A 12,846-nucleotide genomic window follows, 5' to 3' on the forward strand; every position below is an offset into this window, starting at 1 on the left:
GAGGGCCAACATGGCACTCGTTTCACTCGAACCCGCGCGCTACGACGAAATCGAAGAGGCGCTCAAAGAGGTCGTTGACCCCGAACTCGGCGTCAACATCGTCGACCTCGGCCTGATCTACGGTCTTGACTGGGAAGACGAGCTCGACGCCCTCGTGATCTCGATGACGCTCACCTCGGCCGGCTGCCCGCTGACCGACGTGATCGAAGACGAGACCGCGAAGGCGCTCGACGGGCACACTGAGCGATTCAAGATCAACTGGGTCTGGATGCCGCCTTGGGGTCCGGAGAAGATCACCGACGACGGTCGCGAAATGATGCGCGCCCTCGGGTTCAACATCTAGCGAAACGCGATCGAGCGGGGCTCGGCACTTCGGTGCCGGGCCCCGCTCGCGTTAGTCGAGCCCGCGCGCCCGAAGCGCGTCGGTGAGCTCATCCGCGTGCTGCAGCGTCAACACGAGCAGCGGGAACAGGATGCGCGGCGACGTGCCGCGGCGGCCGCGTGCGATGAGCGCCTCCCGCAGCTGCGCGGCGAGCGTGGCAATGAGTGGCACCGTTGAAATGGTGAGCGAGAGCAGAAGCGCAATGCGATCCGGTCGCACGCCGAGAGGGCGCAGGGGACGGAGCCCAGTCTCGAGCGCGTCGAGCAGCTCGGTCATGCGCGTCGTGCTCGTGACGAGCGCGGCGAGCGACACCACGATGGCGACCCTTGCGGTGTTCGTGATCGCGAGCTGCCACGGCAGGAAGATGAACTGCGGCACGAGCATGATGATGAGGAGCCAGCGCAGGCCCCACAGCTGGCGCCACAGTGCGGCGGGACCGACGCTGAGCAAGAAGGCCGTGATCGTCACGAATGCCGCTGAGGTCAGGACCCTCCAGTCACCGCCCCACACCGACAGCAAGAGCGTCGCGAGCACGAGTCCGAGCAGCTTGCTCCACGCCGGCGCGCGATGCAGCAGGCTCGTGCCGGGCACGAAGAGCGAGATCACGCGACGCTCGCCCGGTAGCGCGCGATGATGTCGGCGGGCCGGCCGACCGACGCGACCCGCGCATCCTGCACCCACACGAGCACATCGCAGCGCTCGGCGACCTCGAGGTCGTGGGTGACGAGCACGAGCTGATGGGGGAGAGCAGGGTCGAGCAGCAGCTCCGCGATGCGCGATCGATTGCGCAGGTCGAGCAGTGCCGTCGGTTCGTCGGCAATCACGAGGGCCGGCTCGGACGCGAGCACCGCGGCCACGGCGAGCAACTGCTGCTGGCCGCTCGAGAGCGAGTGGGCGGGTGCATCCGCGAGCTCGCTCAGCCCGACCGAGTCGAGCGTCGCGTCGACCTTCGCGGCGATCTCGGCGCGCGAGAGCTTGCGACCGCGAAACGAGAACGCGAGGTCCTCCCGCACCGTTGGCATAATCACCTGGGCCGCCGGGTTGGGGAAGACGAACCCGGTCTGCGCGCGCACCTTGGCGCCCTCACGCGCCGGATTCCGGCCGTGCACGCGCACCTCGCCGCTCGTCGCCGTGACGAGGCCGTTGAGCAGGCGCGCGAGGGTGGACTTGCCTGAACCGTTCTCGCCGACGACGGCGATGCGATGCTCCTCGAGCGTCAACGTGACGTCGTCGAGGGCAACGCGGCCCTCGCGCACGACGCGCACGCGGTCGAAGCGAAGCTCACGATCGGTCACGCGGCGTCTCGCTGGGGCCACGCGAACGCGCGGGGGTAGGCGCGCCACAGAGCCAGTGTGATGACGGTGGCGATCGCGACCTTGATGAGGTCGCCGGGCACAAAGACGAGGCTCGAGAGCAGGGTCTCCCACAGGCCGAGGCCGGTGATGAGCGACTGCAGCGGAATGCCGACGGCGTAGACGGCGAGCATGCCGCCGACGAGGCAGCCGAGCGCGACGCGCCACCATTGCGGTTTCGAGGCACCGGCGCGAACGATGACGCCCACGAGGAACGCGCCGACGAGCCAACCGAGTAGGTAGCCGACCGAGGGAGCCACGAAGACGCCGAGGCCGCCACGTCCTCCCGCGAGCAGCGGCAGGCCGAGCGCGACGAGCGCGAGCACGGTGAGCACGCTCGCGGCACCTCGCCACGAGCCGAGCACTGCGCCGGCGAGCATGACGCCAAGGGTCTGTGCCGTAATCGGTACCGCGCCGCCGAGCATGATCGTGCCCGGCAAGCCAAGCACCGCGATGAGGGCCGCCATCACGGCAATCCTGGCGAGGTCGGTAGTGGTGGTGGCGGGCTGCCGGACTGCAACGTCGGTCATGTTTGTCCTTGTCGATCGCTTCCTGAACGGTGTTCAGGCTATACGATAGTGCGGATGAGCCCGAACGCAACTTCTGAATCGTCGCGCACTCGCAACACGCGCGACGATGTCGTATCGACGGCGATGCGGATGCTCGCGAGAGGCGGCTTGCCCGCATTCAGCATGCGGGCGCTGGCGCGCGAGCTCGAGGTGCAGCCGAGCGCGCTGTACTGGCACTTCGCGGACAAACAGTCGTTGCTTGCGGCGATCGCCGACGAAATCGTTGCCTCGATGCCGGAACGACAGGCGGGGGAGACGCTGACGGAAGCGGCCGCGGCCCTGCGCAGTGCGCTGCTTGCGCACATGGACGGCGCGGAAATCCTGCTTTCGTCGATCTCGCTCGGCCTCGCCGACGACGTGGCGCTCGTGCGCCTGCAACTCGCCGGGGAGGATTGCGGTCTCTCGCGGGCGGCGGCCGAGGAACTCGCGAGCACCGCGCTTCACTTCGTACTCGGCTACGTGTCGCACGAACAGCAGCGCGCGCAGGCCGCGGCCGCTGGCGTGGCGGTGCGACCGCATCCGCTTGCTGCGGGCGACGCGAGCTTCGCGGCCGGCCTTGCGCGCCTTGACCCCGAAATGGAGGCGTAGGCCGTGCGGACAGGGCTGCTCATGCTGCTCATCTCGACGTTCTCGGTGCAGTTCGGCTCGGCATTCGCCAGCCTGCTCGTCGCCTCGTCTGATCCGGCGACCGCGAACCTGTTCCGGGCGCTCATCGCGGCTGTCGCCATGGGGCTCATTGTGCGACCGAAGCCGTGGAAGTGGACTTGGTCGCAGCTTCGTCCGGCACTGCTGCTCGGTGTCGTGCTGTTCGGGATGACCTCGACGTTCTATCTCTCGATCGAACGGCTGCCGATCGGCGTCGCGGTGTCGATCGAGTTCCTTGGCCCACTTCTGCTGTCTGCCTTGCTCTCGCGCCGTGTGTGGGACTTCGTGTGGATCGGCGTGGCCCTCTGCGGCATCGCGATCATGGGCATCGAATCGGCGTTGGCCGCCGACCACCTCGACCTCTGGGGCATCGTGCTCGCCGCGACGGCGGGCGTCTTTTGGGCCCTCTACATTCTTGCGGCCGCTAGAGTGGGTGAGGTGACCGAGGGCCAGGGCGGCCTGGCCGTGGCCTTTGCCGTGACGGCGTTGCTCGCGCTGCCGTTTGGGTTCGGGAGCGTGGCCACCGTAATCAGCGACGTGCACCTGCTCGGGCTCGCGTTATTGGTGGGCGTCCTCGCGGCGATCATTCCCTACACCTTCGAGTTCCTCGCGCTGAAACGGGTGCCGAAACGAGTATTCGGCGTGCTCATGAGCGTCGAACCCGCCATTGCCACGTTCACCGGGTGGCTCATCCTCGACCAGACCGCGAGCGTCTGGCGACTCGGCGCAATTGCGCTCGTGGTGATCGCGAGCGTGGGAATCACGATGGGGGCGCGTAAGATCGTGGAGGTTGACCTGCCGGCACGCGATCTTCACACGGGAACGATCGAGCTTCCCATCGCCCCGGCCCAGGTCGACGAACAACACTTGCCGAAGCGAAATGAGGATGCCGAGTAGTGCTTGCCGTTCAGGATCTCGAGATCACCGTCGGGGCGCGGACGCTCATGAGCGACGTGAATTTCCGCGTGCAGCCAGGCGACAAGATCGGCCTCGTCGGGCGCAACGGTGCCGGCAAGACCACCCTGACCAAGGTGCTCGCCGGCTGGTCGCTACCGAGTGACGGCAAGGTCGACCGCTCGGGTGAGCTCGGCTACCTGCCGCAGGATCCCCGCACCGGCGACCCGAAGCAGACCGCCCGCAACCGCATCCTGGATGCGCGCGGGCTCGGCTCGGTGCGGCAGCGACTCGCCGAGGCGGCCACCGCGATGGCCGAGGCGATGACCGACGCGGAGCAGGACAAGGCGATGCGCCGCTACTCGCGGCTTGACGACGAGTTTGTGACGCTCGGCGGTTATGCGGCGGAGAGCGAGGCCGCGGCAATCGCGTCGAACCTGAACCTGCCCGACCGCATCCTCGACCAAGAACTCGAGACGCTCTCGGGTGGCCAGCGACGGCGCATCGAGCTCGCGCGCATCCTGTTCTCGGATGCCGAGACGATGATTCTCGACGAGCCAACGAACCACCTCGACCTCGACTCGGTCGTGTGGCTGCGCGAGTTTCTCAAGACCTACCGCGGCGGGCTCATCGTGATTTCGCACGACGTGGAGCTCGTGGGCGAGACGGTGAACCGCGTGTTCTACCTCGACGCGAATCGGCAGATGATCGACGTTTACAACATGGGCTGGAAGCAGTACCTGCGCCAGCGCGAGGCCGACGAGGAACGCCGCAAGAAGGAGCGCGCGAACATCGAAAAGAAGGCGTCCGTGCTGCAGCAGCAGGCCGCCCGCTTCGGCGCCAAGGCCACGAAGGCCGCGGCGGCGCACCAGATGCAGCGCCGCGCCGAACGGATGCTCGGCTCGCTCGAAGACGTGCGCCAAGCCGACCGCGTGGCGAAGCTGCGGTTCCCGACACCGGCCCCTGTCGGCAAGACGCCGATCAAGGCCGAAGGCCTGTCGAAGTCGTACGGCTCGCTCGAGATCTTCACGAGCGTCGACCTTGCGATCGATCGCGGCTCACGCGTCGTCGTGCTCGGCCTCAACGGCGCCGGCAAGACGACGCTCCTGCGCATCCTCGCCGGCGTCGATGCGCCCGACACCGGCGACATCATCGCAGGCCACGGCTTGCGTGTCGGCTACTATGCGCAGGAGCACGAGACCCTTGACGTCGCGCGCTCCGTACTGCAGAACATGGTGTCGGTGTCGCAGCACCTCACCGAGACCGAGGCGCGCAAGGTGCTCGGCTCGTTCCTGTTCTCGGGCGACGACGTGCACAAGCCCGCGGGCGTGCTCTCGGGAGGCGAGAAGACCCGCCTCGCGCTCGCCATGCTCGTCGTTTCGAGCGCGAACGTGCTGCTGCTCGATGAGCCGACGAACAACCTCGACCCCGCCTCGCGCGAGGAGATTCTCGACGCGCTCGCCCACTACGAGGGCTCAGTCGTGCTTGTGTCGCACGACGAGGGTGCCGTCGAGGCCCTCAACCCCGAGCGTGTGCTGATCATGCCCGAGGCGATCGAAGATCACTGGAACCCGGAGTACTTCGAGCTCATCGAGATGGACTAGGCCCCGCCTACTCGTCGAGCAGTTCGTCTTCGATTTCGGCGTCGGTCTTGCGGCCGCGGCTGCGGCGCCGTTCCTCGGCGCGGGCGCTGGCGGCGAGCACGCGGGGATCGTCCTCGTTGCGCTCCTTAAACTCCTCGCGCAGCCCGTAGACGAGGCCGACCGCGGCAATCACGGCGAAGATGATCCACTGGAACGCGTAGCTGAGGTGGTTGCCCTCGGTGAGCTCGGGCTTCGGCGTGAGCTGGCCCGTTTCTGCGTCGACCGACTCGCTGCGAAGCAGCCCGTAGGCGCCGGTGTAGGTGCGATCGGTGCCGAGCTCCTCGGCGAAGGTCGGCAGGTAGATCGTCGCGATCTGCCCCTCGGGCGCGGTGCGGCCGGGAATCTCGCGCTCGCCGGGCTTCAGTCGGGCCGTCACGGTGAGTTCGCCCGACGGCGCCTCGGGCACGGAATCGGGGGAGTCCTGCTCGTTGCCGGTGGGGATCCAACCGCGGTTGACGATGAAGACCTCGCCCGAGGTCGTCTCGAACGGCGTGAGGATCTCGAAGCCGGGCTGCCCGTCGAACGGGCGTGCGCGAGCGAGTAGCTGGTCTTCGGCCAGGTAGTGCCCGGTCATTTCAACCACCGTCCACTCCTGATTCGGGTCGTAGGCGTCGAGCGTCAACAGCACCTCGTCGAGGGGCTGCGGGTCGGCGTCGAAGTGTGCGGTGACGAGGTCGTTCTCGGCGACCTTCTCGTCGCGGCGTTCGAATTGCCAGTGTGAGAGGAATCCGCAGGCGATCGCAAAGACGATGAGCAGAATGAAATAGCTGAGCCAGCGTCGGCTCAGCAAGAACTTCCATCCCTGTCGCGTGTTGGATTTTGAGGGTCGAGTGCCAGTTTGGGTCACTCGATGGGCTCCTCGTTGACGGGGTCATCAATGCGGGCAAGGCGTACCGGGAAGCGGCGCGACTCGAGGAAGCCGAGGAGGAAATCGAGGTGCTCGTCGCAGGCGAGCCAGATCTTCACGCGGTCGGCGTCGTGGATGCGCGGGTTGCGCCACTCGATGCGGTGCACGGCCGGTGCGTCGCACTGGGCGCGGGAGCACTGGGGCCGTTCGTCCCTCGACCCGAGGAAGCCACGGAGGCGGCTGCGCAGGTCAAACTCACCGCTGCTCATTCCGTCTCCTTTGCCGAGCGGAGGATAATCGCCCCCGCATCAGGAGATTCTACCCCTCGCTGTCGCCGGGCGCGAACGTGGTTCGCGAGCGCGACGGCGATCATGGGCAGGAAGATCGCGCCGAGAGCGAGCACCCAGAGCAGTGGGCCTCGCACCACGATCATGAGCAGGAAGCAGGCCGTGCGAATCGCCATAGTGAACATGTACTGGCGCAGGCGCGCCCTGCGCTCTTCTTCTTCACTCATCGTCATCGAGGTGACGTTGGTGACTTTGGCGTTCATGGTTCCCAAGATTCGTCTCGCGGTGGCTGCTTCAAGCGTACCCCCGAGGCGACCGTAGGATAGGGGAACGGGGCGTGTCTGCGACGCCGATATTCCGAACCCTTCCTGAGGAGCAACATGACGACCCAGCGCACCGTTCTCGTGACCGGCGGAAACCGCGGCATCGGTCGAGCGATCGCCGAGGAGTTTCTCGCCGCGGGGCACCGGGTGGCCGTGACGTCGCGCTCCGGCGAGGGCGGGCCCGAGGGTGCACTCACCGTTGCTGCCGACGTGACCGACGGCGCGTCGATCGACGCCGCCTTCACCCAGATTGAGGCCGAGTACGGGCCTGTCGAGGTGCTCGTCGCGAACGCGGGCATCACCAAGGACACCCTGCTGCTGCGCATGAGCGAGGACGACTTCGCGGACGTCATCGACACGAACCTCACCGGTGCGTTCCGCGTCATCAAGCGCGCGACGAAGGGCCTTTTGCGGGCGAAGTGGGGCCGCGTCGTGCTGATCTCGTCGGTCGTCGGCCTCTACGGCTCGCCTGGCCAGATCAACTACGCCGCTTCGAAGGCGGGCCTCGTCGGCATTGCGCGCTCGCTCACTCGTGAGCTCGGCAGCCGCGGCATCACCGCGAACGTCGTCGCGCCCGGCTTCATCGAGACTGAGATGACCGCAGTACTGCCGGAGGCCACGCAGAAGCAGTACCTCTCGACGATTCCTGCGGGGCGCTTCGGTGAGGTCAGCGAAATCGCAAAGACCGTGCGATGGCTCGCGGGTGACGATGCCGGCTATATTTCGGGGGCCGTGATCCCGGTCGACGGTGGCCTCGGCATGGGCCACTAGGCCCGCGCGGCGCTCAGCCGCGCAGACCCAGCATCGCGAGTAACTGGGTCATGTCGCGGCCGGGCAGCGACACAGCTGCCTCCTGGCGCACGATGGGCTTCGCGTCAAAGGCGACCGAGAGCCCAGCGATTTCCATCATCCCGAGGTCGTTCGCACCATCGCCGACGGTGATCACGCGTTCCATGGGCACGTCGAGCGACTGCGACCAGCTGCGCACGGTGTGCTGCTTGGCCTGGCGGCCGATGATCGCGCCCGACACCTCGCCGGTGAGGTCACCGTCCTCGGTGACCTCGAAGCGGTTTGCCCGCCAAAGGTCAAGGCCGAGCTCCTCCGCGAGTGGGTCGAGTACCTCGTGGAAGCCGCCCGAGACGGCGCCGACGCGACCACCAGCCGCGTGGATGGCGGAAATGGTCTCGGGCACCCCGCGGGTGACGCGGATGCGCTCCCGCACTCGTGAAATTTGGTCGAGCGAGATGCCTCGCAACAGGGCAACCCGCTCGCGCAGGCTGCCGTCGAAGTCGAGCTCGCCGCGCATGGCGCGCTCGGTGACCTCGGCCACCTGGTCGCGCACCTCGGCGTAGTCGGCGATGAGCTCGATGACCTCATCCTCAATCAGCGTCGAATCCACGTCGAAGACGACGAGGAAGCGGGCTCCCGCGGTGACGCGGCCAGTGCCGTGGACGGGGGTGAGGGTGAGGTCGGAGATGCTCATCGTTCGACGACACCGTTCTTCGGCACGACGGTCAGGCCGGACTCGGTGACGGTGAAGCCGCGGGCGCGATCGTGCTCTCGGTCGATGCCGATCGTCGCGCCGGCACGCACGACCACGTTCTTGTCGAGGATCGCGGAGCGCACCTGCGCGCCGGGCTCGATGGTGACGCGGTCGAAGGTGATCGAGTCGACGACGAGGGCGCCCGACTGCACCTTCGTCCAGGCGCCGAGCACCGAACGCTCGACGTGCGCGCCCGAGATGACCGAGCCGAGCGAGATGATCGAGTCGATCATCGTGCCGGTCGAGCCCCGCGCATCCCGCACGAACTTCGCCGGCGGCGAGTTGAGCGTCTGCGAGATGATCGGCCATTCCTCGTTGTAGAGGTTGAAGACCGGCAGCGTCTGGATGAGGTCCATGTGCGCGTCGTAGAAGGAGTCGATCGTACCGACGTCGCGCCAGTAGTCGCGGTCGCGCGGAGTCGAGCCCGGCACGTCGTTCTGAATGAAGTCGTAGACGCCGCAGTCGTTCTGTGCGACGAAGGCGGGGATGATGTCGCCGCCCATGTCGTGCTTCGAGTCATCGAGGTTCGCGTCAGACATGACCGCCTCGACGAGCTTGTCAGCGTCGAAGACGTAGTTACCCATCGACGCGAGGATCTCGCCGGGGCTGTCGGGCAGACCGTTCGTCGATTCGGGCTTCTCGAGGAACTCGCGAATGTGGGCCGGGTTGTCGGGGTCGACATCGATGACGCCGAAGGCGGAGGACATCTCGATGGGCTGGCGGATGGCGGCCACCGTGGCACCGAGGCCCGACTCGATGTGCTGGTCGATCATCTGCGAGAAGTCCATGCGATACACGTGGTCGGCGCCGACCACGACGACGATATCGGGCTTCTCATCCTGAATCAGGTTGAGCGACTGATAGATGGCATCGGCCGAACCTGAGAACCAGTGCTTTCCTCGGCGCTGCTGCGCCGGAACACTCGAGACGTACGAGCCGAGGATCGCGGGCAGGCGCCAGGTCTGCGACATGTGGCGGTCAAGCGAGTGCGACTTGTACTGCGTCAACACCACGATCTGCTGCAGCCCGGAATTCACCAGGTTGGAGATGGCGAAGTCGATGAGTCGATACTGTCCGGCGAACGGCACCGCCGGCTTGGCGCGGTCGGCGGTGAGCGGCATCAACCGCTTGCCCTCGCCACCAGCGAGCACAATTCCGAGTATTTTTTTCTGCCCCTTTGCCATGGTTCACACTCTAGGGCGAACAGATTAATGAAGTTGTACCTTTCGCTATCTAATGTGTAACCATGCGCGTCGATGTCATCACTCGTGAATACCCACCGCACGTCTACGGCGGAGCGGGGGTGCACGTCACCGAGCTCGTTCGAGCCATGCGGGCGGACGCCGATGTCCGCGTCCGCTGCTTCGGCGAGCCGGTCGAGGAGCCCGGCACGACCGGGTACGAGGTGCCCGGCGACCTCGCGAAGGCGAACGCCGCGCTCGGCTTCCTCGCGGGCGACCTGCGCATCGCGAACGACACCGAGGGCGCCGATGTCGTGCACTCGCACACCTGGTACGCGAACCAGGCGGGCAATATCGCGAAGCTGCTCCACGGCATCCCGCACGTCATCTCGGCGCACTCGCTCGAGCCCCTGCGGCCGTGGAAGGCCGAGCAGCTCGGCGGCGGCTACCGTCTGTCGAGCTGGATGGAGCGCGACGCGTATGCGAACGCCGACCGCATCATCGCGGTGTCGAACGGGATGCGCGCGGACATCCTCCGCAGCTATCCGCAGCTTGACCCCGAGAAGGTCGTCACCATCTACAACGGCATCGACACCGAGCAGTGGCAGCCGGTGCACGACGAGGCGGTCGTGCGCGAGCTCGGCGTCGACCCCGACGCGCCGACGCTGATCTTTGTAGGCCGCATCACGCGGCAGAAGGGCCTGCCGTACCTGCTGCGGGCCATTCGTGAGCTGCCCGCCGAGGTGCAGGTCGTGCTCTGCGCAGGCGCGCCCGACACGCCGGAAATCGAGCGCGAGGTTCGCGACTTGGTCGGCGAGCTGCAGACCGAGCGCACGGGCGTGCACTGGATCGAAGAGCACCTGCCGCGGCCGAAGCTGCAGGCCCTGCTGACCTCGGCCGACGTGTTCGTGTGCCCCTCGATCTACGAGCCACTCGGCATCGTGAATCTCGAGGCGATGGCCTGCGGCACCGCGGTCGTCGGCTCGGGCACCGGCGGCATCCCCGAGGTCGTGCAGCACGGCGTGACCGGCACGATCGTCCCGATCGACCAGGAGCAGGACGGCACCGGCACGCCGAAGGACGCCGACAAGTACGTCGCCGACCTCGCCGCGGCCCTCACCGAGCTCCTCGGCAACACCGAACTCGCGAAGCAGTATGGCGAAGCCGGGCGCGAGCGCGTCGAGCGCGAATTCACCTGGACACAGATTGGTGCGCAGACACTCGAGCTGTACCGCAGCATCCTGGCCGACTGAGCCGATACCCTGAATGTCATGACCGACGTCGTGAAGTTCGAGAACGTCCGCGTGCGCCGCGGTGGCCGCAACATTCTAGATATCGCCGAATGGCGCGTCGGTGAAACCGACCGGTGGGTGGTGCTCGGCCCGAACGGCGCCGGCAAGTCGACGCTGCTCGGCCTCGCCTCGTCGAACCTGCACCCGACCACCGGCACCGTCGAGGTGCTGGGGGAGCGGCTCGGTCGCACCGACGTCTTTGAGCTGCGCCCGCGCATCGGCATCGCCGGCTCGGAGATGGCCAAGCGCATTCCCGACAACGAGACGGTGCGCAATGCGGTCATGACCGCCATCTACGCCGTCACCGGCCGCTGGAATGAGCAGTACGACGAGATCGACGACGCGCAGGCGAACGACGTGCTCGCGCAGTGGCAGCTCGAGGGGCTCGCCGACCGCGAGTTCGGCACGCTGTCGGACGGGGAGCGCAAGCGCACGCTCATCGCGCGGGCCGTCATGAGTGACCCTGAGCTGCTGTTGCTCGACGAGCCGAGTGCCGCCCTCGATCTCGGGGCACGCGAGCGCCTGCTTGCATCGCTGTCGGAGTATGCCCAGAGCGAGTTCGCGCCGGCAATCATCATGGTCACGCACCACGTCGAGGAGATCCCGACCGGGGTGACGCACGCGCTGCTGCTGCGCGACGGTCAGATCGTGGCCGCTGGTCCCATCGGTGAGACGCTCACGTCGGCGAGCCTCGAGGCTACATTCGGCCTTCCGCTCGAACTGGTTCAGCAACACGGTCGATTCAACGCGCGTGCTATCGCGTAACCGGCGAACCACATGCTAGGCTTGCTGCTTGGCTTGCCCGCCCCGTCGGTCGCGGGCACTTAATCTTGCATATCCACTTGTCGAAGAAGGAACCGCGATGAAGACAGACATCCACCCGGACTACCACTACGTGGTGTTCAACGACCTCGCTTCGGGTGAGAAGTTCATTACCCGTTCGACGGTGACCAGCGAAAAGACCATCGAGTGGGAAGACGGCAACACCTACCCGGTCGTTGACGTCGAAATCTCGAGCGCCTCGCACCCGTTCTACACCGGTAAGCAGCGCATCATGGACTCGGCCGGTCGCGTCGAGAAGTTCAAGAACCGCTACGCGAAGTTCGGCAAGAAGGCCTAAGGCCCGACGCCAACTGGCAACGAGGCGGATGCTCCTTCCGGAGCATCCGCCTCGTTCGCCTTTCCGAGTGCGTTAGACGCGAACGGGCCACCCGCGGTCGGCGGTGAAGTTCGGGTCGCGCTGGCGGCGCATGTACGACTCGAAGTCGGCGGCCTGCTCGTCGTGCCAGCGCACCTGCGCGTCGAAGAGCTCGGCGAGGGGCACATCCACCTCGTTCGGGAACTTGCGGGCGATCGCGATGGCGACGAGGCCGGCCGCCACCGCATCCGCCGAGGCGTCGTGCGCGTCGAAGAGCTCGACGCCGTATGCCTCAGCCGTGGTGCCGAGCTTGCGGCCACCCTTGCGGTAGCGATCGACCTGCTTGTCGATGATGAGCGGGTCGACCACGACCTTGCCGAGCTCGGGCATCGCGAGCTGGTGTCGGGCGCACTCTGCCGCGAGCAGCGAGAGGTCGTAGGGCGCGTTGTAGACGACGAGCGCGATGTTGTTGCGCACGATCCACTCGAGCGACGCGATGATTTTCTGCAGCACCTGCGGCGCGGGCTCGCCCTCGGCCTGCGCCATCTCGGTGGTGATGCCGTGCACGGCCACAGCGGGCTCCGGAATCTCGACGCCGGGGTTCGCGAGCCAGTCGGTACCCCGCTCGAGCTCGCCTTCGGCGTTGAGCATGCCGATGAAGGCGGTCACGATCCGCGCCTCGAGTGGGTTCGTTCCGGTGGTCTCGGTGTCGAACACGGCGACGCGATTCGTCCAGCTCATGGTGCCTCG

17 protein-coding genes are annotated in these 12,846 nt (G+C 66.8%); 8 read left to right on the forward strand and 9 right to left on the reverse strand.

Going from position 1 to position 12,846, the window contains the following annotated elements; translation table 11 throughout:
- The first annotated feature begins 10 nt into the window (after positions 1–10).
- A complete protein-coding gene (locus tag EJL01_RS01220) occupies positions 11–343 on the forward strand; it encodes a metal-sulfur cluster assembly factor (protein WP_125105909.1) in 333 nt (110 codons plus the stop codon).
- Between the two features lie 51 nt (positions 344–394).
- Here the strand turns inward: EJL01_RS01220 and EJL01_RS01225 are convergent, their stop codons facing one another.
- Genes EJL01_RS01225 through EJL01_RS01235 form a run of 3 tightly spaced genes read right to left on the reverse strand, consistent with a single transcriptional unit; the run spans position 395 to position 2,264 of the window.
- A complete protein-coding gene (locus EJL01_RS01225; RefSeq protein WP_164509677.1) occupies positions 395–988 on the reverse strand; it encodes an energy-coupling factor transporter transmembrane component T family protein in 594 nt (197 codons plus the stop codon).
- Positions 985–1,677 carry an energy-coupling factor ABC transporter ATP-binding protein gene (locus EJL01_RS01230; protein WP_125105911.1) on the reverse strand — a complete coding sequence of 231 codons (693 nt, stop codon included), beginning with the start codon at positions 1,675–1,677 and terminating at the stop codon, positions 985–987. The genes EJL01_RS01225 and EJL01_RS01230 overlap by 4 nt, the downstream gene beginning before the upstream one ends.
- Positions 1,674–2,264, reverse strand: a complete 591-nt coding sequence (locus tag EJL01_RS01235) for a biotin transporter BioY (protein WP_125105912.1) — start codon at positions 2,262–2,264, stop codon at positions 1,674–1,676. The genes EJL01_RS01230 and EJL01_RS01235 overlap by 4 nt, the downstream gene beginning before the upstream one ends.
- A gap of 54 nt (positions 2,265–2,318) precedes the next feature.
- Between EJL01_RS01235 and EJL01_RS01240 the strand changes: the two genes are divergently transcribed.
- From EJL01_RS01240 to EJL01_RS01250, 3 genes are read left to right on the forward strand one after another with little or no spacing between them, the layout of a single operon-like run.
- A complete protein-coding gene (locus tag EJL01_RS01240; RefSeq protein WP_125105913.1) occupies positions 2,319–2,891 on the forward strand; it encodes a TetR/AcrR family transcriptional regulator in 573 nt (190 codons plus the stop codon).
- A gap of 3 nt (positions 2,892–2,894) precedes the next feature.
- Positions 2,895–3,845 carry an EamA family transporter gene (locus tag EJL01_RS01245; protein WP_125105914.1) on the forward strand — a complete coding sequence of 317 codons (951 nt, stop codon included), beginning with the start codon at positions 2,895–2,897 and terminating at the stop codon, positions 3,843–3,845.
- Positions 3,845–5,446 (forward strand): ABC-F family ATP-binding cassette domain-containing protein, encoded by a 1,602-nt coding sequence (locus EJL01_RS01250; protein WP_125105915.1) that lies wholly within the window; start codon positions 3,845–3,847, stop codon positions 5,444–5,446. The genes EJL01_RS01245 and EJL01_RS01250 overlap by 1 nt, the downstream gene beginning before the upstream one ends.
- Before the next feature lie 7 nt (positions 5,447–5,453).
- Here EJL01_RS01250 and EJL01_RS01255 read toward each other — a convergent pair whose 3' ends face one another.
- The 3 genes from EJL01_RS01255 to EJL01_RS01265 are packed head-to-tail and all read right to left on the reverse strand — an operon-like array spanning position 5,454 to position 6,882.
- A complete protein-coding gene (locus tag EJL01_RS01255; RefSeq protein WP_211198209.1) occupies positions 5,454–6,275 on the reverse strand; it encodes an SURF1 family cytochrome oxidase biogenesis protein in 822 nt (273 codons plus the stop codon).
- A 53-nt stretch (positions 6,276–6,328) separates the two neighbouring features.
- Positions 6,329–6,601, reverse strand: a complete 273-nt coding sequence (locus EJL01_RS01260) for a hypothetical protein (protein ID WP_235988243.1) — start codon at positions 6,599–6,601, stop codon at positions 6,329–6,331.
- Positions 6,598–6,882 carry a DUF3099 domain-containing protein gene (locus tag EJL01_RS01265; protein ID WP_125105917.1) on the reverse strand — a complete coding sequence of 95 codons (285 nt, stop codon included), beginning with the start codon at positions 6,880–6,882 and terminating at the stop codon, positions 6,598–6,600. The genes EJL01_RS01260 and EJL01_RS01265 overlap by 4 nt, the downstream gene beginning before the upstream one ends.
- Positions 6,883–6,999: 117 nt before the next feature.
- Between EJL01_RS01265 and EJL01_RS01270 the strand changes: the two genes are divergently transcribed.
- Positions 7,000–7,713 (forward strand): beta-ketoacyl-ACP reductase, encoded by a 714-nt coding sequence (locus EJL01_RS01270; protein ID WP_125105918.1) that lies wholly within the window; start codon positions 7,000–7,002, stop codon positions 7,711–7,713.
- Between the two features lie 13 nt (positions 7,714–7,726).
- On the opposite strand, the gene serB is transcribed toward EJL01_RS01270, so the two are convergent.
- Positions 7,727–8,425, reverse strand: coding sequence for a phosphoserine phosphatase SerB (gene serB, locus EJL01_RS01275; protein WP_125105919.1), 699 nt, complete (start codon positions 8,423–8,425; stop codon positions 7,727–7,729).
- A complete protein-coding gene (glgC, locus tag EJL01_RS01280) occupies positions 8,422–9,669 on the reverse strand; it encodes a glucose-1-phosphate adenylyltransferase (protein ID WP_125105920.1) in 1,248 nt (415 codons plus the stop codon). The genes serB and glgC overlap by 4 nt, the downstream gene beginning before the upstream one ends.
- A gap of 62 nt (positions 9,670–9,731) precedes the next feature.
- Here glgC and glgA point away from each other — a divergent pair, with 62 nt between their 5' ends.
- From glgA to EJL01_RS01295, 3 genes are all read left to right on the forward strand, one after another.
- Positions 9,732–10,919, forward strand: coding sequence for a glycogen synthase (gene glgA / locus EJL01_RS01285; RefSeq protein ID WP_125105921.1), 1,188 nt, complete (start codon positions 9,732–9,734; stop codon positions 10,917–10,919).
- Between the two features lie 18 nt (positions 10,920–10,937).
- Positions 10,938–11,723 carry an ABC transporter ATP-binding protein gene (locus tag EJL01_RS01290; RefSeq protein WP_125105922.1) on the forward strand — a complete coding sequence of 262 codons (786 nt, stop codon included), beginning with the start codon at positions 10,938–10,940 and terminating at the stop codon, positions 11,721–11,723.
- Positions 11,724–11,820: 97 nt separating this feature from the next.
- Positions 11,821–12,078, forward strand: a complete 258-nt coding sequence (locus EJL01_RS01295; protein ID WP_125105923.1) for a type B 50S ribosomal protein L31 — start codon at positions 11,821–11,823, stop codon at positions 12,076–12,078.
- Between the two features lie 72 nt (positions 12,079–12,150).
- Here EJL01_RS01295 and EJL01_RS01300 read toward each other — a convergent pair whose 3' ends face one another.
- Positions 12,151–12,837 carry an exonuclease domain-containing protein gene (locus EJL01_RS01300; protein ID WP_125105924.1) on the reverse strand — a complete coding sequence of 229 codons (687 nt, stop codon included), beginning with the start codon at positions 12,835–12,837 and terminating at the stop codon, positions 12,151–12,153.
- Between the last annotated feature and the right edge of the window lie 9 nt (positions 12,838–12,846).

The sequence above is a fragment of the Gulosibacter massiliensis genome (assembly GCF_900626105.1).
Taxonomy (GTDB): Bacteria; Actinomycetota; Actinomycetes; order Actinomycetales; family Microbacteriaceae; genus Gulosibacter; species Gulosibacter sediminis.